Annotated in this window: 20 protein-coding genes; 7 read left to right on the top strand and 13 right to left on the bottom strand. The window is 63.6% G+C overall.

Annotation, left to right across the window (positions count from 1 at the left end; all coding sequences use genetic code 11):
- The first annotated feature begins 108 nt into the window (after positions 1–108).
- A complete protein-coding gene (locus AC3ANQ_RS03835; RefSeq protein ID WP_488303888.1) occupies positions 109–921 on the top strand; it encodes a hypothetical protein in 813 nt (270 codons plus the stop codon).
- A gap of 61 nt (positions 922–982) precedes the next feature.
- Here AC3ANQ_RS03835 and AC3ANQ_RS03830 read toward each other — a convergent pair whose 3' ends face one another.
- Positions 983–1,705 carry a redox-sensing transcriptional repressor Rex gene (locus AC3ANQ_RS03830; protein ID WP_488303887.1) on the bottom strand — a complete coding sequence of 241 codons (723 nt, stop codon included), beginning with the start codon at positions 1,703–1,705 and terminating at the stop codon, positions 983–985.
- A gap of 51 nt (positions 1,706–1,756) precedes the next feature.
- On the bottom strand, positions 1,757–2,011 hold the full coding sequence (locus tag AC3ANQ_RS03825; protein ID WP_488303886.1) for a glutaredoxin family protein: 255 nt from the start codon (positions 2,009–2,011) through the stop codon (positions 1,757–1,759).
- 143 nt (positions 2,012–2,154) lie between these two features.
- On the opposite strand from AC3ANQ_RS03825, the gene AC3ANQ_RS03820 reads away from it, so the two are divergent.
- The gene (locus AC3ANQ_RS03820; protein ID WP_488303885.1) at positions 2,155–2,973 is read left to right on the top strand and encodes an HAD family hydrolase; all 819 of its coding nucleotides are present in this window, start codon (positions 2,155–2,157) and stop codon (positions 2,971–2,973) included.
- Between the two features lie 289 nt (positions 2,974–3,262).
- Here AC3ANQ_RS03820 and AC3ANQ_RS03815 read toward each other — a convergent pair whose 3' ends face one another.
- The 3 genes from AC3ANQ_RS03815 to AC3ANQ_RS03805 all read right to left on the bottom strand — a co-directional run bounded on the left by AC3ANQ_RS03815 (position 3,263) and on the right by AC3ANQ_RS03805 (position 5,048).
- Positions 3,263–3,361 (bottom strand): 30S ribosomal protein bS22, encoded by a 99-nt coding sequence (locus AC3ANQ_RS03815; protein WP_003792170.1) that lies wholly within the window; start codon positions 3,359–3,361, stop codon positions 3,263–3,265.
- 173 nt (positions 3,362–3,534) lie between these two features.
- Positions 3,535–3,747 carry a helix-turn-helix domain-containing protein gene (locus AC3ANQ_RS03810; RefSeq protein ID WP_265977972.1) on the bottom strand — a complete coding sequence of 71 codons (213 nt, stop codon included), beginning with the start codon at positions 3,745–3,747 and terminating at the stop codon, positions 3,535–3,537.
- Positions 3,748–3,905: 158 nt separating this feature from the next.
- On the bottom strand, positions 3,906–5,048 hold the full coding sequence (locus AC3ANQ_RS03805; protein WP_488303884.1) for a 3-deoxy-7-phosphoheptulonate synthase: 1,143 nt from the start codon (positions 5,046–5,048) through the stop codon (positions 3,906–3,908).
- A gap of 315 nt (positions 5,049–5,363) precedes the next feature.
- On the opposite strand from AC3ANQ_RS03805, the gene AC3ANQ_RS03800 reads away from it, so the two are divergent.
- Complete coding sequence (locus AC3ANQ_RS03800) at positions 5,364–6,377, top strand: LacI family DNA-binding transcriptional regulator (protein ID WP_488303883.1); 1,014 nt, start codon at positions 5,364–5,366, stop codon at positions 6,375–6,377.
- Here AC3ANQ_RS03800 and AC3ANQ_RS03795 read toward each other — a convergent pair.
- Entirely contained in the window at positions 6,367–7,071 is a 705-nt protein-coding gene (locus tag AC3ANQ_RS03795) for a FadR/GntR family transcriptional regulator (RefSeq protein WP_488303882.1), read from the bottom strand. The two genes, AC3ANQ_RS03800 and AC3ANQ_RS03795, sit on opposite strands and share 11 nt — an antisense overlap.
- A 79-nt stretch (positions 7,072–7,150) precedes the next feature.
- On the opposite strand from AC3ANQ_RS03795, the gene AC3ANQ_RS03790 reads away from it, so the two are divergent.
- Positions 7,151–8,455, top strand: coding sequence for an alpha-hydroxy acid oxidase (locus AC3ANQ_RS03790; protein WP_488303881.1), 1,305 nt, complete (start codon positions 7,151–7,153; stop codon positions 8,453–8,455).
- 75 nt (positions 8,456–8,530) lie between these two features.
- On the opposite strand, the gene AC3ANQ_RS03785 is transcribed toward AC3ANQ_RS03790, so the two are convergent.
- The gene (locus AC3ANQ_RS03785) at positions 8,531–9,085 is read right to left on the bottom strand and encodes an ArsR/SmtB family transcription factor (protein WP_488303880.1); all 555 of its coding nucleotides are present in this window, start codon (positions 9,083–9,085) and stop codon (positions 8,531–8,533) included.
- A 95-nt stretch (positions 9,086–9,180) separates the two neighbouring features.
- Positions 9,181–10,392 (bottom strand): acetoin utilization protein AcuC, encoded by a 1,212-nt coding sequence (locus AC3ANQ_RS03780; RefSeq protein WP_488303879.1) that lies wholly within the window; start codon positions 10,390–10,392, stop codon positions 9,181–9,183.
- A 112-nt stretch (positions 10,393–10,504) separates the two neighbouring features.
- Here AC3ANQ_RS03780 and AC3ANQ_RS03775 point away from each other — a divergent pair, with 112 nt between their 5' ends.
- From AC3ANQ_RS03775 to AC3ANQ_RS03765, 3 genes are read left to right on the top strand one after another with little or no spacing between them, the layout of a single operon-like run.
- A complete protein-coding gene (locus AC3ANQ_RS03775) occupies positions 10,505–11,938 on the top strand; it encodes a TrkH family potassium uptake protein (RefSeq protein ID WP_488303878.1) in 1,434 nt (477 codons plus the stop codon).
- Positions 11,939–11,978: 40 nt separating this feature from the next.
- Positions 11,979–12,617: a potassium channel family protein gene (locus AC3ANQ_RS03770; RefSeq protein WP_488305253.1), complete on the top strand. Its 639-nt coding sequence runs from the start codon at positions 11,979–11,981 to the stop codon at positions 12,615–12,617.
- Between the two features lie 45 nt (positions 12,618–12,662).
- Positions 12,663–13,634 (top strand): magnesium transporter CorA family protein, encoded by a 972-nt coding sequence (locus AC3ANQ_RS03765; protein WP_488303877.1) that lies wholly within the window; start codon positions 12,663–12,665, stop codon positions 13,632–13,634.
- 44 nt (positions 13,635–13,678) lie between these two features.
- On the opposite strand, the gene proC is transcribed toward AC3ANQ_RS03765, so the two are convergent.
- The 5 genes from proC to topA form a co-directional block, all read right to left on the bottom strand.
- Positions 13,679–14,509, bottom strand: a complete 831-nt coding sequence (gene proC, locus AC3ANQ_RS03760; protein WP_488303876.1) for a pyrroline-5-carboxylate reductase — start codon at positions 14,507–14,509, stop codon at positions 13,679–13,681.
- Between the two features lie 352 nt (positions 14,510–14,861).
- The gene (locus tag AC3ANQ_RS03755) at positions 14,862–15,698 is read right to left on the bottom strand and encodes a sugar phosphate isomerase/epimerase family protein (RefSeq protein ID WP_488303875.1); all 837 of its coding nucleotides are present in this window, start codon (positions 15,696–15,698) and stop codon (positions 14,862–14,864) included.
- Between the two features lies 1 nt (position 15,699).
- Positions 15,700–16,764 carry a Ppx/GppA phosphatase family protein gene (locus AC3ANQ_RS03750; RefSeq protein ID WP_488303874.1) on the bottom strand — a complete coding sequence of 355 codons (1,065 nt, stop codon included), beginning with the start codon at positions 16,762–16,764 and terminating at the stop codon, positions 15,700–15,702.
- A 71-nt stretch (positions 16,765–16,835) separates the two neighbouring features.
- Positions 16,836–17,333 (bottom strand): SseB family protein, encoded by a 498-nt coding sequence (locus AC3ANQ_RS03745; RefSeq protein ID WP_488303873.1) that lies wholly within the window; start codon positions 17,331–17,333, stop codon positions 16,836–16,838.
- Positions 17,334–17,509: 176 nt separating this feature from the next.
- Complete coding sequence (gene topA, locus AC3ANQ_RS03740) at positions 17,510–20,233, bottom strand: type I DNA topoisomerase (RefSeq protein ID WP_488303872.1); 2,724 nt, start codon at positions 20,231–20,233, stop codon at positions 17,510–17,512.
- Between the last annotated feature and the right edge of the window lie 67 nt (positions 20,234–20,300).

The raw sequence follows: 20,300 nt of genomic DNA, 5'->3' as shown, positions 1-20,300 counted from the left end.
TCATCCCGAGCACTGTTCTGCCGGGGTACGGTGGAATTAAGCCAAGCTGGGGGCAGGGGCACGTTGCACCCGGCAGCCGTATCTGCAGTCGACACGCAAAGGAATGCCATGAGCACCCCTCCGTATCCGCCATCCACTCCGGGCGAAAACCCCACACCTGAGCAGCCGCAGTACGGCCAGCAAGCTCCCCAACCGGGCCAGCAGCCGCAGTACGGCCAGCCCTCCGCACCCCAGTACGGCCAGCAGGCTCCCCAGTACGGCCAGCAAGCTCCGCAGCCCGGGCAGCAGCCCCAGTACGGGCAGTCCCCCGTCCCGCAGTACGGTCAGCAAACTCCGCAGCCGGGGCAGCAGCCCCAGTACGGCCAGTCCTCCGTCCCGCAATACGGGCAGAGCGGACCCGTCACGTGGCCCAGCCAGCAACCCGCTGGGACGTCCGGTGTCCCGCAACTGGTGAACACTGCGTTCTTGATGATCGTCTCCGCTGGCGTCCTCTCTTTCGTCAGCGCACTGGTTCTCGCATTCACCGGCGGAGACACCTTTACGGCCATGATGCAGCAGTCCGCTGCCCAGCAGGGCCAGCGGCTTCCCGCCGGCGCTCTGCAAAGCATGCACGGCGCCATCATCGTTGGAGCCATCATCGGTGGCCTGATATCGCTGGGTCTTTACGCGCTTGTCGCATTCCCGGTCCGTAAGGGTAAGAACTGGGCCCGGATCTTGGGAACCGTCTTCGCGGCGATTTCGCTCTTTAGCCTTCTTGGTGGGTCATTCACGTTCGGCCTGCTTTACGGATTGATCCAGAGCATCACGATCCTCTTGGGCATCGCCGCGATGGTGCTGTTGTATTTGCCGGGCTCGGCACCATATTTCCGGAAAGCACAGCCTTTCGCGAACCCCTACAACCAGGCGCCGTACGGCCGCTAGGCCATTCGGCCCCTAGGGGCACGCCGCGACGAACACTAACGGGCGCAGACCCGGCCTTGGCCTAAAGGGCCTGGCCTGGGGTCTGTGCCCGTTGTGCGTGATACGCGAGAATCTGCAACTCGGTGGCCATGTCCACCTTGCGTAGATTCACGTACGGCGGAACCTGCAGCAGCACAGGAGCAAAGCTGAGGATGCTGCGGATCCCCGCGCTGATCACGCGGTCGCAGACGTCCTGTGCCACCGCGGCCGGGAGTGCCAGGACAACCATGTTGGTGCCGGTCCTCTTAAGGACCGTTTCAAGATTCGCGGCATCGCTGACCCGCAGCCAGCCGACTTCGTTCCCGATGACCATGGGATCGGCGTCGAGGATCGCCACCACGTCGAAACCGCGCGACTCGAATCCGCCGTACCGTGCCAAGGCCTTGCCAAGGTTGCCGGCACCCACAATCGCCACTTTCCAATCGTGGGTCAGGCCCAATGCCGCAGCAATGTGGCGGCTCAGATACTGCACCTCGTATCCCACGCCACGCGTTCCGTAGGAGCCAACGTAGGAGAGGTCCTTGCGCAGGGTGGAAGAACTGACTCCCGACGCCTCGGCCAGCGCCTCGGAAGAAACCCGTTCCACGCCTTCGCCCAGCAGGGAGTTCAGTGCGCGGAGGTAAAGCGTCATCCGGGCCACGGCCGCAGGTGGTATCTGCTTCGCGGCAGAGTCCTTGTCCCCAGGCACAGCGTCCCCGGGTAGAGCTTCGGCGGACGGTTCCAGCGCAGTCACGTTCTTCTCCATTGCGTCGCTTTGTTTTCCCACTCTATTGCCAACAAAGCATTGGACGCATGTTCAGGCAGCCAAGGCCTTCTTCAGGACCCGCACCAACCTCGCCTCATCGATTTTCCAGAAATCCCGCTGTATTCCGTCCACGAATACCACTGGGATCTCCTCGGCATAGCGTTCGCGGAGTGTCGGGTCTGTATCGATCGACTGCTCAGTCCATGCAAGCCCCAGGCTTGAGGTCACGCGTTCGACGGCGTCACGCGCCGCGGCGCACAGGTGGCAGTCAGCTTTGGTGAGGAGTACGACGTCGGGATTCGGCATGGTTCAACGGTATCGCGTTGGCGTGGACACAGCCTGAAAACAGCCCTCAACCCAACGTCACGCAGCCCAAAGAACGCTCGACGCGGAACCGCAGGGCACCCTACCGAACGGCACGGAGCCGGGCGATTGACTAGACTCATGGCATGCCCGTCGAGAAGAACGCTGTTGTGGCCATCGCGCCGGCCGCAACGCACCAACACGGCGAAGCTGCATTCTTCGACGTCGACAACACCCTTATGAAGGGCGCCAGCCTCTTCCACGTCGCGCGGAAGATGTACGAACGTAAGGCGTTCACCCTCTCCCAAGCCGCGGGATTCGCCTGGAAGCAGTTCAAGTTTGTCCTGCGGGGCGAAAACATGGAGGACGTCCATTCAGTCCGGGATTCCGCACTGATCCTCGCGGCAGGCATCACGGTTTCCGATATCCGGGAGCTGGGCGAAGAAGTCTACGACGAGATGATCGAGTCCCGGATCTGGCCCGGTACCAAGGCCTTGGCGGAACAGCATCTGCGCGTTGGCCGGAAGGTCTGGCTAGTGACCGCCACCCCCATCGAAGTCGCCACCGTCATTTCCACCCGGCTGGGGCTGACAGGCGCCTTGGGCACCGTGGGCGAGGTTGAGGATGGCGCCTACACCGGGCGCCTGGTGGGCGAAATCCTCCATGGACCGGCCAAGGCCGTGGCCGTGCAGCGCGTTGCTGACGAAGAAGGCCTGGATTTGAACCGATGCTGGGCGTACAGCGATTCACATAACGACATCCCGCTGCTCACTTTGGTGGGCCACCCCGTGTGCATCAATCCCGACGCCAGGCTGCGGCGCCATGCCCGGGAGAACAATTGGCCCGTCTATGACTTCCGTTCCGGCCGCCGGGCAGCCACGCTCGGCCTCAAAGCTGCGACCGTCGGAGGGGCCGTGTACGGCCTCTGGCGGGGCTTCTCCAAGTTCCGCAGCCCCAGGGCCTAGAGCACGACGACGCTCGCTCACTTCCGACCACCTAGCCGGTCATCCTCGCTCACTTCTGTGCCGGTTTTGGCCGATCCTCCTGCAGATCTTTCGGCGAAATGGTGAACCCTCCTGCACTCGATATGAACCGGGCGACTCGATGTGAAGGAGGGTTCCACTATTCGGCCCCATAAGTGAGCGAGCGTCATCGAAACAAGCTACAAACGTGAGCGAGCGTCATCGGGGGGATCAACGCAAAAATGCCCGCAACCTCGAAAGGCAACGGGCATTCACGCTGTAGGAAGTGTCTCTACTTCTTGTTGCGGCGCTGGTGGCGGGTCTTGCGAAGCAGCTTGCGGTGCTTCTTCTTGGCCATACGCTTGCGGCGCTTCTTAATAACTGAACCCACGTAAGTTCCTTACCAAACTAGATTGAGATTCTGTCTGCTGGGTGAGGTCCTTGAACTGAGCAACAGACTTTTACAACTGACAGATTCTTACAATGACGTAAAACGTTCCTTAACAGGGTACCGCCTATCGGGGGCACCCAATGACCGCTGGCCCTAAGGGAACCAAGCCAGTCTCAAGCGGTCTCCGAGCGTCCGTCGACGACCGCACCTTTGAGGTACTGGTTCACTGCTTCTTCGGGGACACGGAATGAACGCCCAAAACGGACGGCTGGCATTTCTCCCGAATGGACCAGGCGGTACACGGTCATTTTGGAAACTCGGAGGACTTCGGCAACTTCGGCCACTGTCATGAAACGCGCGTTCGAGAAGTTAGTCTCTGCGGACATTTCCCCATATTCCTTTGCTCTCAGCGGTTAGCGGCGAACCCCAGCATTCATTACCTGGTGTGCCGATGCTGAGCCATCAAACAACCATGTGCTAGATACTCTAGAGGCTGCTGGTACCAAAGTGAAAGTGTTTCGGCTAACTGTGGGCATGGTTTTCGCTAGTCTGCGGCTGCCACACGACGCTTGCGTGCCGAGGCCGCCAACTGGTCCAGGACGGACACTGTGACGTCCCATTCCATGCAGGCGTCGGTAACGCTCTGGCCGTACACCAAGTCCTGTTCCCCAGCCAGCTGCCGCTCCACATCCAGGTTCTGCGCCCCACCTACGAGGAAGCTTTCCAGCATCACCCCGGCGATCGGCGAAGCCGCGTTGTCCTCCAGCTGGCCGCCGATCTCCAGTGCAACCTCGGCCTGCCGGTGGTGGTTCTTGCCGCTGTTGGCGTGGCTCGCGTCAACGATCAGCCGGGGATTCAGTCCCTTGGCCGAGAGCTTCCCCGAGGCATCGGCGACGTCGGCGGCGGAGTAGTTCGGGCCCTTGCGGCCACCGCGCAGGATCACATGGGTGTCCGGGTTGCCCGAGGTCGCCACGAGGGCGGCGCGGCCATCGCCGTCGATCCCCAAGAATGCCTGCGGTGCGGCAGACGCACCGCAAGCGTCGATCGCTACCTGGAGGTCGCCGTCGGTCCCGTTCTTGAAGCCGATCGGCATGGAGAGTCCGGAGGCGAGTTGGCGGTGGATCTGACTCTCGGTGGTACGGGCTCCAATGGCACCCCACGCCACGAGGTCGGCCATGTATTGCGGGCTGATGGGTTCCAGGAACTCTGTGGCCGTCGGCAGGCCGAGGGCCGTGACTTGCTGCAGGAATCCACGCGCCGCACGGAGCCCGGCCGCGATGTCGTGGCTGCCGTCCAGGTGGGGATCGTTGATGAGGCCCTTCCAGCCGACCGTGGTGCGCGGCTTCTCGAAGTAGGCCCGCATGACGATCAGCAGGTCTTCCTTGTGCTTCTCGGCCTGGCTGACGAGGCGGCGGGCGTATTCCAAGCCGGCCTTCGGGTCGTGGATGGAGCACGGGCCAACGATCACGAGCAGGCGGTCGTCAACGCCATCCATGATTGCGCGGACTCCGTCGCGTCCGCGCTCGACGACGGCGGAGGCCCTGGCGTCCAGCGGCAGTTCCGCGCTGATTTCCTGCGGCGTGGGGAGCGGCTCGAAACGGCTGACGCGTAAGTTCGACGTCGACTGCGCGGCGGCATTCTCGAGGTCGACGCTGTGTGTGGTGGGCTCTGCGGCGATGCTGGTCATGAAAGGGGTCCTGTTCCGGAGAGGAGCGGACCCTACTCAGAGCCCGCCGGGAAATGGCGAAGGGCAGAGAATGATCTCTGCCCTGTTGGCTCTGAAGGAAAGTTGGATGCGTGTCAGTTAGACGCGGGCCCCTCCAGAGCCAACGAAAAATACGCATACCAACGGTTAGTCATAGCCAAACCATAGCGTCGATTTCCAGCTGCCCGCAAATCGAAATGCAACGACATCAAGGGAAACCGCTTCCCCACGCAAGATAAACTTCACCTCAGAACAAAATCGCCGCGCCCGAGGCGGCAGCACTCCAGGAAGGAACCCATGCCAGGCAGAAGAAATACCCGGCGGGTGGGCATCGCAGATGTGGCATCCATGGCCGGCGTTTCGCATGCCACCGTTTCCCGTGTCATGAACGGTAATACCACCGTGGACGCGGAGATTGCCGCGCGCGTTCGCGCAGCCGCCTCAGAGCTGAAATACAAGCCGAACCCGGTAGGCCGGAGCCTGGCCCTGGGAAAAACGGACACCATCGGAATCGTGGTTCCGGACCTGTCCAACCCCACGTTCCAGGCCATTCTTCGCGGGCTCAGCATTGCCGCCGCTCGCGACGGCTACCGCGTATTGATCGCGGACTCATCCGAGGTCTCCAGTGAAGAAGCAATCCTCGCCGGGGAAGCCCGGCGGCGTTGCGACGGCGTCGTTCTCTGCGCCCCGCGCATGAGCGACGCCGAACTCGAAGAACTCGCCCCCACGCTCTATCCGCTCGTGCTTATCAACCGGACCACCGAGTCGGTACCGACGCCCAGCCTCGTAGTTGACTACGGCCAAGGTATCCAGGAACTTGCCGCCCATCTCGTTGAGCTGGGCCATCGAAAATTGGCCTACCTGACGGGTCCGGACCGGAGCGCGTCCAACGTGCAGCGGCTCCGCGGGCTCGAGAAGTTCACGGCCGAGTACCCGGACGTCGAATTGCAGTTCATTCCGGGAGGCAACACGTTCGACGCCGGGTTTGAGTCGAGCGATGCCGTCGCCTCATGCGGCGCCACCGGCATCCTCGTCTTCAACGACGTCGCCGCGATGGGCTTGTTGAGCGGGCTGAGCCAGCGAGGGATCCGGGTGCCGGAAGACTTGTCGCTCACGGGCTTCGATGACATGCCCTTCGCCCGGTACACCATGCCTCCTCTGACCACTGCGGCCGTGCCGATCACCGACCTCGGCGATCTTGCGTGGCGCCGCATGCGTGAGCAAATCCAGGCCAACGACGCCGCGTCCCCCACGAATTACTTTCCCCCGCAGATTGAGCTCAGGGGCAGCACCGGGCCCGTCAAGGCCTAGTTTCCGCGGGAGGCCGGCCCAGTCCGGCCTCCCGGTAGAACCCCTCGATATGCGCGGTCACCAGCGTCGCTGCCCGGCCGCCGTCGCCGTTGTTCAGCGCCTCCAAGATGGCACGGTGCTCGCACCGCAAGCGGTTCGCGGTGCTATCCCAATCCGGCAGGTTCGCAGTCAGGGCCGCGGCGTAGCCTTCGATCGCTTCGCGCAGCGAGCCCATGATGGTGCTCACCACGGCATTTCCGGCGGCTTCCGCCAGCGCCAGGTGGAAGGCAACGTCCAGCGCGAGGAAGCCGTCGACGGCGGAGCTTGCGTCCATTTCGTCCAGCAGCCTCGCTGCTTCCACAAGTTCGGGGGCGTCGGCCTTGGCACGGGACACCGCCCACGACTCGAGCAGGACCCGGGTTTGCACGATGTCCGCGACGGGCAAATGTTGCGTGGCCACATGGAGGCGGAGCGCGGAGCCGAGGGCGGTAGCCGGTTCCGCAATGACCACTGTCCCGGCGTCCTTGCCGGACCCCACGCCGGCCCGGACCACACCCATGGCTTCCAGGATCCGGATGGCTTCACGGACCGATGTCCTTGAGACTTCCAGTTGCTCGGCGAGCGCCCGTTCGGCGGGGAGCCGCCCGCCCAGCACCAAATGTCCGTCCGACAGTTGCTTTTCGATCCAGCTGAGGACGAGTTCGTGCGTTCGCATGGATAAATACTAGTTGATGTGGTTGGACCACATGGCATAGAGTGTGGTCCAACCACACAAACACCCTGGAGACAGCATCATGACGCAGACAGTCCAGCCGAGCGGCGCCCCTTCCCTCGAGGTGCCCGCAAACGTCCCCACCGCCGTCGAGCGCCCCGCGGCACTGAAGCGCCGGGTTCCCAAGTACTCCGACCTTGCGCCCCTGATGAAATTCAAGAAGCCCGAGTTCAGCAACGCCTCGAAGCTGCGCCGCGCATCCACCATCTGGGAACTGCGGGACATGGCCAAACGGCGAACTCCCCAAGCACCCTTCGACTACACGGACGGCGCAGCCGAGGCGGAGATCACCCTGCGCCGGGCCCGTCAGGCGTTCCAGGACATCGAGTTCCGGCCGGGAATCCTGCGCGACGTCTCCAGCATCGACCTCAGCACCGAGATCCTGGGCAAAATATCCCGGCTTCCGTTCGGCATAGCGCCCACGGGATTCACGCGCATGATGCAGTCGGAGGGTGAGTACGCGGGCTCGCAGGCGGCCGAAGCGGCTGGTATTCCGTACACTCTCTCCACGATGGGCACTGCGTCCATTGAGGACGTTGCCGCGGCCGCACCGAACGGCCGCAACTGGTTCCAGCTGTACCTCTGGACGGATCGGGACAGGTCACTCGAACTGATCGAGCGCGCTGCCAAGGCCGGAAACGACACCCTCATGGTCACGGTGGACACCGCCGTCGCGGGCGCCCGGTTGCGCGATGTCCGCAACGGCATGACCATTCCGCCCGCGCTCACCGTGAAGACCGTGCTGGATGCTTCCTATCGGCCCGCCTGGTGGTTCAACTTCCTCACCCACGAGCCCCTGACCTTCGCTTCACTCTCGCGCTACACGGGCACAGTGGCCGATCTCATCAATTCCATGTTCGATCCGACCCTGACCTTTGACGACCTCGACTGGCTGCGCGAAACGTGGAAGGGAAAGCTGGTAGTCAAGGGCATTCAGACAGTGGACGATGCCCGCAAGGTGGTGGACCACGGCGCGGACGGCATCGTGATTTCAAACCACGGCGGACGCCAACTGGACCGAGCGCCGATTCCGCTGCACCTCGTGCCGGAGGTCGCCGCCGCCCTGAAAGCGGACGGCAACGACGCGGCCATCATTCTGGACACGGGCATCATGAGCGGCGCGGACATCGTGGCGGCCCTTGCCCTGGGCGCCGATTTCACGCTGATCGGCCGGGCCTACCTCTACGGGCTCATGGCCGGTGGCCGCGCCGGCGTGGACCGCACCATCCAGATCCTGGAGCAGGACATGGCGCGCACCATGGCCCTGCTTGGAGTAACGAAGGTCTCGGAACTGACCCCGGACCACGTGCGTCTCTTGGGTAAGTAGCCCCACCCAACTAGCTCGCAGTTGTTGTCGTTCTGGGCCCTCAAAACGACACCTACTGCGCCGAAGTTGGGGCCGCTACTTCTTCCGGCCGAACTTCGGCAGATTGGGTAGGTTCGGCAGGTTCGCCAATAGATCCGCTGCCTTCGTGGCGGCACGGCCAACCGTGCGGCCGATCTGCTGCGGCATGGTGTCGTCCATTCCCGCCGCGGCGGCAGCGGCGCCCGAATCCGGCGTGGGCTCAGGCGAGCGGGCGACGTCGGTGCTCGCCGACGACGTGCCAGGGGGTTCCTCGTCGGGCTGCGGGAACGGCTTCCTCGCGGCACGCGGGCTACCAGCCGCGGCGGCTGCCTCGGCGGCAGGCCGGGCGGGTCCGACGTCGAACGTCTCCAGCCAGGTGGCAACACCAGCGAGCGGCTTGGGGTTCAACGCGTAGTAGCGTTTCTGCCCCTGTGCGCGCATGCTGACGAGATCCGCCTCGCGGAGTACCTTCAAATGCTTTGAAATGGTGGGCTGGCTCGCTGCGAGCTCCTCCACCAGTTCCCCCACAGCCTTATCCCCAGAGCGGAGGGAAACCAGAATGTCACGCCGGGTTGCCTCAGCAATGACGGCAAATACGTCGTCAGTCACCATGCCTCCCACCCTAGCGACATATACGCCAAAAGGCATCAACTATTTCGCTTGTTCGCGCCGTTGGCTCAGCTTTGCGCCAGCTGGCCGAACAACCATCAGTCGAACCAGGGATCCAACCCGTAGAGGGGGAAGATCTCCTTGCGGGTGGCAATGATGGTGCGGTCCACGGCGTCGGCAGGGTCGTACCCCACCTCCCACGAACGCCACCAGGTGTCGACGCCGTCGCCCATGAGTTCCGGAACCGACTCCCCGTATTTCTCCTTGACATAGCTCCGGAAGATCTCCGGGACCGGAGCCGTCAACTGCACGGGATGCTGGGCCACGATTCCTATCAAGTGGCTCCAGGTCCGCGGTACCACCCCCGTGATGTCGTAGCCCCCTCCCCCGGTGGCAATCCAGCGGTTCTCGCAGAACCTGGCGGAGAGGCCCGCGACGGCGGTGGCCGCCTCGCGTTGTCCGTCCACGCTGAGGTTGAGGTGCGTGAGGGGATCGAGTTTGTGGGAGTCGCAGCCATGCTGGCTCACAATGACTTCCGGATCAAAGGCCTGCACGAGTTGCGGCACCACTGCATGGAACGCGCGCAGCCACCCGGCGTCGCCCGTCCACGCAGGCAACGCCACGTTGACGGCTGCGCCGAGCGCATCCGGGCCCCCGATCTCTTTGGCGAATCCCGTTCCTGGGAATAGCGAAAGGCCGCTCTCGTGCAGGGAGATCGTCAGGACCCTGGGATCGTTCCAGAAGATGCTCTGGGTGCCATCACCGTGGTGGGCATCGATGTCGATGTACGCAACCCTCCGGACTCCGCCGTCGAGCAGCCTCTGCACGGCGAGGGCGGCGTCGTTGTAGATACAAAACCCACTGGCCCGCTCACGGGAAGCATGATGCATGCCGCCGCCGAAGTTGACGGCCCGGACCGCGGTCCCGGACAGAATGGCCTCGGCCGCGAGCAACGATCCGCCAGCAAGCCGGGCGCTTGCTTCGTGCATGCCAGCAAACGCGGGATCATCTTCGGTGCCGAGCCCGCGTTCCGGGTCCGGCGTCGTCGGGTCCTCACTGGCGCGCCGCACGGCGGCGACGTATTCGGCGCTGTGAACGGCGAGGAGTTCGACGTCGGACGCGACCTTGGGCGCTTGGACGGACACATGCTCCAGGTCGAAGAGTCCGAGCGCCGTGGCGAGCCTGGCGGTCAGTTCCAGCCGCGCGGGGGCCATCGGATGCGAGGGACCGAAATTGTATGCGGTCATGGCGGGATCCCACGCCACCGTCGTTGGCAGCGCGGACGGACGGAGGCCTGCCCAGGAAGTCATCAATGACAGGCTACCCGAGCGGCGCAAGCTGACCTGCCCCGTTACAGCAGGCGATTAGTGGTTTACTACTCAAGAAAGCAGAATCAATCGACCAGAAGCGAACAGCACTGCCATGACTCAGAGCCAGTCGAGGTCCCGAGACCCGGCCAGCTGGCAAACCGTCCAGCCGGAGCGGGGAGGCCTGTGGATTTTCACGGGTATCCGCGACTTCATCGACAACATCGCCAACACCTCACCGGCCCGATTGGCGCTCACGGCGTACGTCTTCGCGATTCTCTTGTTCACCGGTCTGCTTTCCCTGCCGGCGGCATCGGCTGACGGCGCGGTCACTCCCATGCACCAGGCCTTGTTCACGGCTGTCTCCAGCGTCTGCGTGACCGGTTTGACCGTTGTGTCGACGGCGACGCACTGGACCTTCTTCGGCCAGCTCGTGATTCTCGTGGGCATCTTCGTGGGTGGGTTGGGAACCCTGACACTCGCCTCCCTCCTGGCACTCATGGTCAGCAAACGGCTGGGCGTGAGGGGCAAGCTCATTGCCCAGGAGGCCATGAACAACGCCGGACGTTTGGGCGAGGTGGGTACATTGTTGCGGATCGTCATCTCGACGTCCGTGACCATCGAGGCCGTACTGGCGATCGCGATGATTCCCCGGTTCCTGACACTCGGAGAGGACTTCTGGCAGGCCGTCTGGCACGGGGTCTTCTATTCGATTTCTTCCTTCAACAATGCCGGTTTCACACCCCATTCCGACGGAATCGTGCCGTACAAGGCGGACCTGTGGATTCTGGTGCCGCTTATGCTTGGCGTGTTCCTCGGCAGCCTCGGTTTTCCGGTGATGCTGGTGCTCCGGCGGCACGGCCTCCGTTGGAAGAAGTGGACCCTCCACACCAAGCTGACCATCCAGGTGTCCCTGATTCTCCTCGTTGCCGGCGCAGTTCTCTGGGCCCTGATGGAGTGGGACAACACCAACACCATCGCCAACATGAGCTTTGGGGACAAGATCACGCATTCCATTTTCGCCTCGGTCATGACGCGCTCCGGAGGCTTCAACTTGGTTGACCAGAGCCAAATGGATTCCACCACCAGGCTGCTGTCGGACGCGCTCATGTTCGCCGGCGGCGGTTCGGCGTCGACGGCGGGCGGCATCAAGGTGACCACCATCGCGGTCATGTTCCTTGCCATCGTCGCTGAGGCGCGTGGCGACGACGACGTCAAGGCCTACGGCCGCACGATCCCCGAGGGCACCATGCGGGTGGCCATCTCCGTGATCGTAGCGGGTGCCACCTTGGTTTGCGCAGCCGCCTTCTTGTTGCTGGCCATCAGCGGGGCCAGCCTGGACCGGGTACTCTTCGAAACCATTTCAGCCTTCGCAACTGTAGGCCTCAGCACGAACCTCAGTGCCGAGCTGCCGCCGTCGGGAGTCTACATTCTCGCCGCCCTCATGTTCGCCGGCCGCATCGGCACCATCACCCTTGCCTCCGCCCTGGCCCTCCGCCAGCGCAGGCAGCTATTCCATTACCCGGAAGAGAGGCCAATCATTGGCTAATTCAACAGGCGCCCCCAACCGGCCGGCGCACAACGCCCCCGTGCTGGTGATCGGCCTGGGCCGCTTCGGTGCAGCCACTGCCGAGCAGCTCGTCAAGCAAGGACGCGAAGTCCTGGCCATCGAGCGGGACCGCACGCTCGTCCAGAACTGGGCGTCCGTCCTGACCCATGTGGTGGAGGCCGACGCCACGAACATCGACGCCCTCCGCCAGCTCGGCGCGCAGGAATTCAGCTCCGCAGTGGTGGGCGTGGGTACATCGATCGAGTCCTCGGTGCTCATCACGGTGAACCTCGTGGATCTGGGCATCGAACACCTCTGGGTGAAAGCGATCACTGCCTCACACGGCAAGATCCTCACGCGAATCGGCGCCAACCACGTCATCTATCCCGAGGCCGACGCAGGTGTCCGTGCGGCCCACCTCGTCTCGGGGCGCATGCTGGACTTCATCGAGTTCGACGACGACTTCGCGATCGTGAAAATGTACCCGCCGAAGGAAACCGTGGGCTTCACGCTGGATGAGTCCAAGGTCCGATCCAAGTACGGCGTGACGATTGTCGGCGTGAAATCCCCGGGCGAAGACTTCACCTATGCCCGGCCGGACACGAAGGTTTCCGTCCGGGACATGCTGATTGTGTCCGGGCACGTGGACCTGCTGGAGCGCTTCGCGGCCCGGCCGTAACTTCTCTCGAGTTTGCTTGGAGCCGGCTGCCGTAGCATGGGGCGGATGGTATTCATACGGCTGTACCGCGAAGGAAAACTCGAACGCGACGACGTCGGCGCCCACGAGATCGAGGCCCTGGCCAACCAGGATGACGTGGTGCTGTGGATCGACTTCACCAATCCGACAGCGGATGACCTCCTGGGCGTCGAGACGGTGTATGGGCTTCACCGTCTGGCCGTTGAGGACGCCGTCCATGACTTCCAGCGGCCCAAGCTGGACCGGTACCCGAACCATTTGTTCCTGTCGGCCTATCAGGCGAGGCTGGAGTCCGGCACCGGCGAACTCGGCATCGCCGAGATTTCGGCATTCGTGACCCGGAACGCCCTCGTGACTGTGCACGGCCCTGATTTCGACACCGACAAGTTGATGGCGCACTGGGATGCGGAAACTGACCTGACCGCCCATGGGGTGCCCTTCCTCTTCTGGGGCCTGCTGGACTTGATCGTCGACGGGCACTTCGACGCCGTCCAGGAACTCGACGGCTACATCGACACCCTCGAAGAATCACTTTTCGACGATCACTCCCCCGACCACGACCTGCAGCGGAAGACCTTCGAGCTACGCAAGAACCTGGTCCGGCTCCGCCGCGTGATCCTGCCCATGCGCGAAGTCCTCAACACCCTCCTGCGCCGCGATGACCTCGTCGGTTGCAGCCCCGCGATGCAGCCCTTCCTGCAGGACGTCTACGACCATGTTCTGCGCGCCACTGAATGGACAGAATCGCTCCGTGACCTCGTCACCACCATCCTGGAAACGCATATCAGCATCCAGGGGAACCAGATGAACCTGGTCATGAAAAAAGTCACCAGCTGGGCAGCTATCATCGCCGTCCCCACCGCCGTCACCGGCTTCTTCGGGCAGAACGTGCCCTTCTTCGGCTTCCAGAACGATTACGGTCTCTGGCTCTCCAGCGCACTCATGGCCGGTGGATCACTATTCTTGTACCTGGCGTTCAAGAAGCGGGACTGGATTTAGCCGACTCCCGCTGCCCAGGCAGCGGGCTTCTTCGAGGGAGAAGGCTAGGCGAGTTGCTGCGTGATTTCTGCGGCGCGGGCAGCCGCTGCACGGGCTCCGGCGGCGATGATCGCGGGGATGCCGCCTTCGTTGAAGGCCGCGATTGCGCGCTCCGTGGTGCCGTTCGGGCTGGTCACGGCGATGCGCAGTGCGGTCGGATCCGCGCCCGGCTCGGCAAGCATGAAGCCGGCACCTGCCACGGTCTCCCGGGAAATCATGAGGGAAAGCTCGGGATCCAAGCCAAGTTCGACCCCGGCGGCGGCCATGGCCTCGGCAAGGTAGAACGCGTACGCGGGGCCGGAGCCGCTGATGGCAGACAGGGCATCCACCTGTTCCTCGGGGATTTCCACCACGGTTCCTGCGGCGCCGAGGATGTCCTTGGCCTGCTGGAGCTGTTCGGGAGTGCAGTTGGTTCCGGGAGAAACGGAGACCACCCCGCGGCCGAGCTTGGCGGGAGTGTTGGGCATTGTACGGACGACCGGCTGGCCCACCGGCAACGCTGCTTCCAGCTGGGCGATGGACACGGCAGCGGCAACACTGATCACAATGGTGTTCTTGGCCAGCGCGGGCGAGATCTCGCGGGCAAGATCAGCAATGCCCACGGGCTTGACACCCAGGATGACAACCGACGCGCCTTTGGTGGCCAACTTGTTGTTGTCTGGTTCCTCCGCTCCGGCGATGGTCATGACATGGTGGCGCTCGGCCAGTTCGGCGGCGCGTTCTGCGCGGCGCACGGTGGCGACGACGTCCGACGGATCCGTTCCGGCGGCCAGCAAGCCACCCAGAATGGCCTCGTTCATGGACCCACAGCCAAGGAATGCGATTCGGTTGCTCATGGCTCCATGATGCCAGTTCAGCTGCGCCGCTGCAGATCCAATTGCAGGGCCGTCGAGAGGCGCCCAGGATTCCCAGCTAGTTCCCAAGCTTATTGCAGGCTGCACCCAATATCGCTCCGTAACTTAGTAGTTACCTCATTGAGGGTGCGAGTGATGAAGCGGGCATGGGGATGTCCGCCACAAGCGCCGGTGGTCGAACGGGTTTCCCCCCATTTTCCCGTGTCGACCGCCGGCGCTTTCTCTTTTAAGCCGCGTGATCGGGTCACGCACCTAGCGTGACGGCGGGGCAGAGCGACCCCGGGCGAGCGCGACCCAGCCGCCCGGCGCCGTCGTGCGGCCATCTCAACAGCCCTTAGATCTCGAAGGCTCCCACGAGTGGCGCTCCCAAATGCTGGCGCGCGAAGCGCAGGGTTTCAGCGAGCCACTCCTCGCGCTCCCCGGCCGCTTTTGCCTTGCGCGTGGAGATCTCGGCAACCACGGTGCCCTCGAATCCGCTGGATGCCAGATGCTGCAGCACCTCGGCGCACTGTTGGGTCCCGTACCCGGGGATCAGGTGTTCGTCCTTGCCCGAACCGGAACCGTCGGTGAGGTGGACGTGGCGCAACTTGCTCCCGAGCGCCCGCACGGCCTCAAGACTGTTGGCCCCAGCAGTGGCGGCGTGCGAGAAGTCCCACGTGACGTCGTCGTAATCTTGGCCCATCGGGTCCCAGTGCGGAAGGTAAGCAAGTGCTTCCCGGCCGCGCACACGCCACGGGTACATGTTCTCCACCGCGATGTGCACTTGGTACATCGCCGCAATCTCGCGCACACCGGCGGCAAAGTTCTCGGCATAGTTCGACTGCCAGCGGAACGGCGGGTGGACCACCACCGTGTTGCAGCCGACCTCCCGCGCCATTTGGCAGGACATCTCGATCTTGTTCCACGCCGGACCCCAGACCTGTTGGGTCAGCAGCAAGGTGGGCGCGTGGATGGAGACGATCTGCTGGTCGTAACGATGGCTGAGCTGGATCAAGGCATCCGGGTTCTGGCTGGTGGCGTTGTTGGTCACCATCACCTCCACGCCGTCGTACCCCAGGTCCTGGGCCACCGCAAACGCGTCATGGACGCTGAGTGGATAGACGGAAGCGCTGGAAAGCGCCACCGGGATCCTCGGCGTGTCTTCTTCGGAGTGCTCGACGTCGGTGCTCATGTCAGATGGCCTGCCTGCCAGCGGTTGGGATGGGAAAGGACGCTGCCGCGGGCGCGGCCGTTCGGGTGTTGGCTCCCACGCGGGGCACCGGTACCGCACCGCCGAGCCCGACGTGCGGGGCCGGCGCCAGCGGGCCGTCAAAGATCAGCTGGTCGAGTCGGCGCAAGATCAAGCCTTCGCGCAATGCCCACGGGCAGATCTCCATGCTTGGAAACTCGAACATTTCCAAGGCCGCCTCGGCCACGAGGGCTCCGGCAAGGATCTGCCCGGCCCGCGCATCCGAGACCCCCGGGAGATAGAGCCGGTCCTCGACGGTCATGGCCGAGATGCGCTGCGCCCAGAGTCCCAAGTCCGTGGCATGGAGTTCGCGTTTGACGTACGGACCGGCACCGCTGGGGGCCGCACCCGCGATGCGTGCAAGCGAACGGAAGGTCTTGGAGGTTCCCGCCACCAGGTTGGCCCGGCCGAGTTGCTTGAACTCACGCACCACGGGTTTGAGTGTTTGGCGGATGTACTTGCGCAGCTCCTTGACGCTCTTGGCCGACGGCGGGTCATTGTGGAGCCAGTCCCGGGTCAAGCGGCTGGCACCCAGGGGGACGGACACCGCGAGCTCGGGCAGCTCGTCCTGGCCGAATGCCATTTCGAAAGAGCCGCCACCGATGTCCAGGTCCAGGATGGGACCGGCGCCCCAGCCATACCAGCGTCGAACCGCGAAAAAGGTCATAGAGGCTTCTTCGCTACCGGTCAGTTCCTGCAGCGTAACGGTAGTCTCGTGCTTCACCCTGGCCAGGACTTCGGGACCGTTGGTGGCTTCCCGGATCGCCGACGTACAAAAGGCCAGTAGATCCTCGGCTTTGTGGCGGGCTGCGAACTCCCACGCTTCAAGGACGAACTCGATCAGCTCGTGTTGCCCGGCGTCGTTGATGTTACCTTCGGCGTCCAGGAACTGGACCAGCGAAAGGGGTCGCTTATGGGAAGCAAACGCGACCGGGCGTGCGCCCGGGTGCGCGTCCACCAAAAGCAAATGGACAGTGTTGGAACCGATGTCTAGGACGCCAAGACGCATTCTGCCATTATTCCCCGATTCGAAGCGAGTGAAGCAAGTGCGACTGCCGATTCGTGCGGGCGGCTAGTCAATTAGCCCTGGGGCCCGGCGTTTGTGGTGCCGTCGGCAGGATTAGTGGCTGAATGTCCAGCTGCGTGTGTAGCCGCGTCGGCACCTTCGTCGGCGCGGGTGAAGTCCCGGCGGACGTTGGCGATGCCCTCCGGGCCCATCTCGAAGCCGTGCTCGCTGCCGGGGTTGATCACGAGGCCAAGCTCGTCACCGATGCTGTCCAGAATCGCAGCGCCATGGGTACCAAGGACGTTGGGCGCAGCCTCCAGGAACTGCGCCTCCACCCGGCTGGGGTGGCTGAAGACAGCAAGGACGGGCTGGCCCTCGGCGTTCGAGAGCACGAGCGGTTCCACCGCGGCATCGGGCCTATCCAGGGAGTCTGCGCTGAGGATGTAGACCTCGTTGTTCAAGAAGGACAGGATCACATCCACGGGACTCGCGTCGGCTTGTCCGGCCTTCGCGAGCTTGGACTCGAGATCGTTCAAAGGCAGGGATTCCGGGGCAGCTGGCTGATCTGTCATGGTTCCACTCGATCACGGTTGACGTGCAAGACGCAATTCCCGGCCCGTCAACCGCCGCCCGCCGAGATCGTGGGTGCATGCCGGGTGAGGACACGGATAATTCCCCGGGACACGCATATTCCCTGACGACAACCGAATTCTGGTATCGCCAGGGAATATGCGCATCGCTAACGCGTTTACTTCGCCGCAGCCTTCTTCGCTGGCGCTTTGCGGGCCGTGGTGGTCCGCTTGACCGGGCCCTTGGCGCGCTTCTCGGCGAGCAGCTCGATGGCCTGCTCCCGGGTCAGCTCTTCCAAGGACGTGGCGCGGGGAACTGTGATGTTGGTGACGCCGTCGGTGATGTACGGGCCGAAACGTCCTTCCTTCACCACGATGTTCTTCTCCGAGACCGGGTCCGGACCGAACTCAGCCAGCGGTGGCACGGCTGCGCGTGCACCACGCTGTTTCGGCTGGGAGTAGATCTCCAGTGCCTGTTCCAGGGTGATGGTGAAGATCTCTTCCTCGGAGCCGATGGACCGCGAGTCCGTGCCCTTCTTCAAATACGGCCCAAAGCGGCCGTTCTGCACCGTGATGGGGTTGCCTTCGGCATCCGCGCCGAGGACTCGGGGCAGGCTCATGAGCTGCATTGCTTCGTCGAGCGTGATCGAGTCAACGGACATGGACTTGAACAGCGAACCCGTGCGCGGCTTGGCCTTGACGGGCTTCTTCGGCGGCTTGGGTTTGCCGTTCTTGTAGTATTCGACCGGCTGGTTTGCCAGCTGCTCTTCCGTCATTTCCGGGATGATCTCGGTGACGTAGGCGCCGTAGCGGCCGTTCTTGGCAACCACGGTGTGCCCGGTGTGCGGGTCCGCGCCCAGGACACGTTCCTCGGGGGCAGCCGTTTCCATGAGCTCCACTGCCTTGGCCGCAGTGAGCTCGTCCGGTGCGAGGTCCTCAGGGACGTTGGCACGCGCCGACTCCACGACCTCACCGGTCTTGGGGTCGATAGTGGGGATCGAGCTTTCCAGGTACGGGCCGAACTTGCCGACGCGCAGGGTGATGCCTTCGGCAATCGGCACGGAGTTGATCTCGCGGGCATCGATTTCGCCGAGGTTGTTGACGATGCTCAGCAGTCCGGGATCGGCGTCTTCACCGTAGTAGAAGTGCTTGAGCCAAGCGGCACCAACGGCCTGGCCGTTGGCGATCTTGTCCAGGTCGCCTTCCATGTCCGCCGTGAATTCGTAGTCCACGTAGTCGGTGAAATGCTGCTCCAACAAACGGATTACGGAGAAGGCGATCCAGCTGGGAACCAGCGCGGAGCCCTGTTTCCGGACGTAGCCGCGGTCCTGGATGGTGGAGATGGTGGACGCGTAGGTGGACGGACGGCCGATGCCACGCTTTTCCAGCTCTGCCGTCAGCGACGCTTCCGTATACCGCGGCGGCGGGGAGGTCTCGTGGCCCACGGCTACGATGTCTGAAGCCGTGAGGGAATCGTCCTTGGCAACGTTGGGCAGGCGGCGGGCTTCATCGGAGTCGTCGTCGCCGCGGCTCTCGTCCCTGCCTTCTTCGTATGCTGCGAGGAAGCCCGGGAAGGTGATGACCGTACCGGAGGCCGAGAATTCGGCGTCGCGCCCATCGGCAGCCACCGCGCCGAGGCGGATGGTGGCCGTGGAGCCCTTGGCGTCGCCCATCTGGGAGGCGATGGTGCGCTTCCAGATGAGTTCGTAGAGGCGGAAGGCGTCGCCGGTCAAATGGCTTGCCACCTGCGCCGGGGTGCGGAAGGAGTCACCCGCGGGGCGGATGGCTTCGTGGGCTTCCTGCGCGTTGGCGGCCTTGTTGGCGTAGACGCGGGGAGACTGCGGCACATACTCGGGACCGTACAGTTCAGCGGCCTGGCGGCGGGCAGCCGTGAGCGCTTCGTCGCTCAATGCGGAGGAGTCGGTACGCATATAAGTGATGTAGCCGTTTTCATACAGGCGCTGGGCGATCTGCATGGTGCTCTTGGAGGTGAAGCGCAGCTTACGGCCGGCTTCCTGCTGAAGCGTCGACGTCGTGAACGGTGCGGCGGGACGGCGCGTGTACGGCTTGGTGTCCACCGAGCGGACGCGGAAGTCCGCGGTCTCCAGTCCGGCCGCCAACGACGTCGCGAGTTCCTCGTTGAGGTGCACGGCGTTCACAGAGGTGAGGACGCCGTCGTCGTTGAAGTCGCGGCCGCTGGCCACCTTCGCGCCGTCCACGGCAGCAAGCTTCGCCTTGAAGGACGCGGAACCGGTCCCGAACTGGCCGGTCAGGTCCCAGTAGGACGAGGATTTGAAGGCCATGCGTTCGCGTTCGCGGTCAACCACCATGCGGGTCACGACCGACTGCACCCGGCCGGCCGACAAGCCCCGGGCCACCTTTCGCCAGAGCACGGGGGAGATTTCGTAGCCGTACAAGCGGTCCAGGATGCGGCGCGTTTCCTGGGCGTCCACCAAAGCGCTGTCGACGTCGCGCAGGTTGTCCATGGCGCGGTGGATGGCTTCCTTGGTGATTTCACCGAAGGTCATGCGGTAGACGGGAACCTTGGGTTTCAGGACCTCCAAGAGGTGCCACGCGATGGCCTCGCCCTCGCGGTCCCCATCGGTTGCGAGGTAGAGCGCGTCAGCGTCTTTCAGCTGGGCCTTGAGTTCGGCGACTTTTTTCTTCTTATCCGGCGACACCACGTAATACGGCTTGAAGTCGTTTTCGATGTCGACGGCGAACTTGCCCACTGAGGTCTTCTTCAGTTCTGCAGGGAGGTCCGACGGCTGCGGGAGGTCACGGATGTGGCCGATCGAGGCCTCGACAATGAAGCCTTCGCCCAGGTACTTGGCGATGGTCTTGCTCTTGGCCGGAGACTCCACGATCACGAGTTTCTTGCCGGTTTTTGCCTTGCTGGGCACGGTTCTCCTACAGAAAAATGAATTGCTTGGGCTCCTGCCCATATTGGCCTAGTTCACCATATTTTGC

Source organism: Arthrobacter sp. DMZ02-1R (assembly GCF_057747935.1).
The sequence above is the reverse complement of the archived record's forward strand: the minus strand, read 5'-3'. Positions and strand labels throughout refer to the sequence as shown.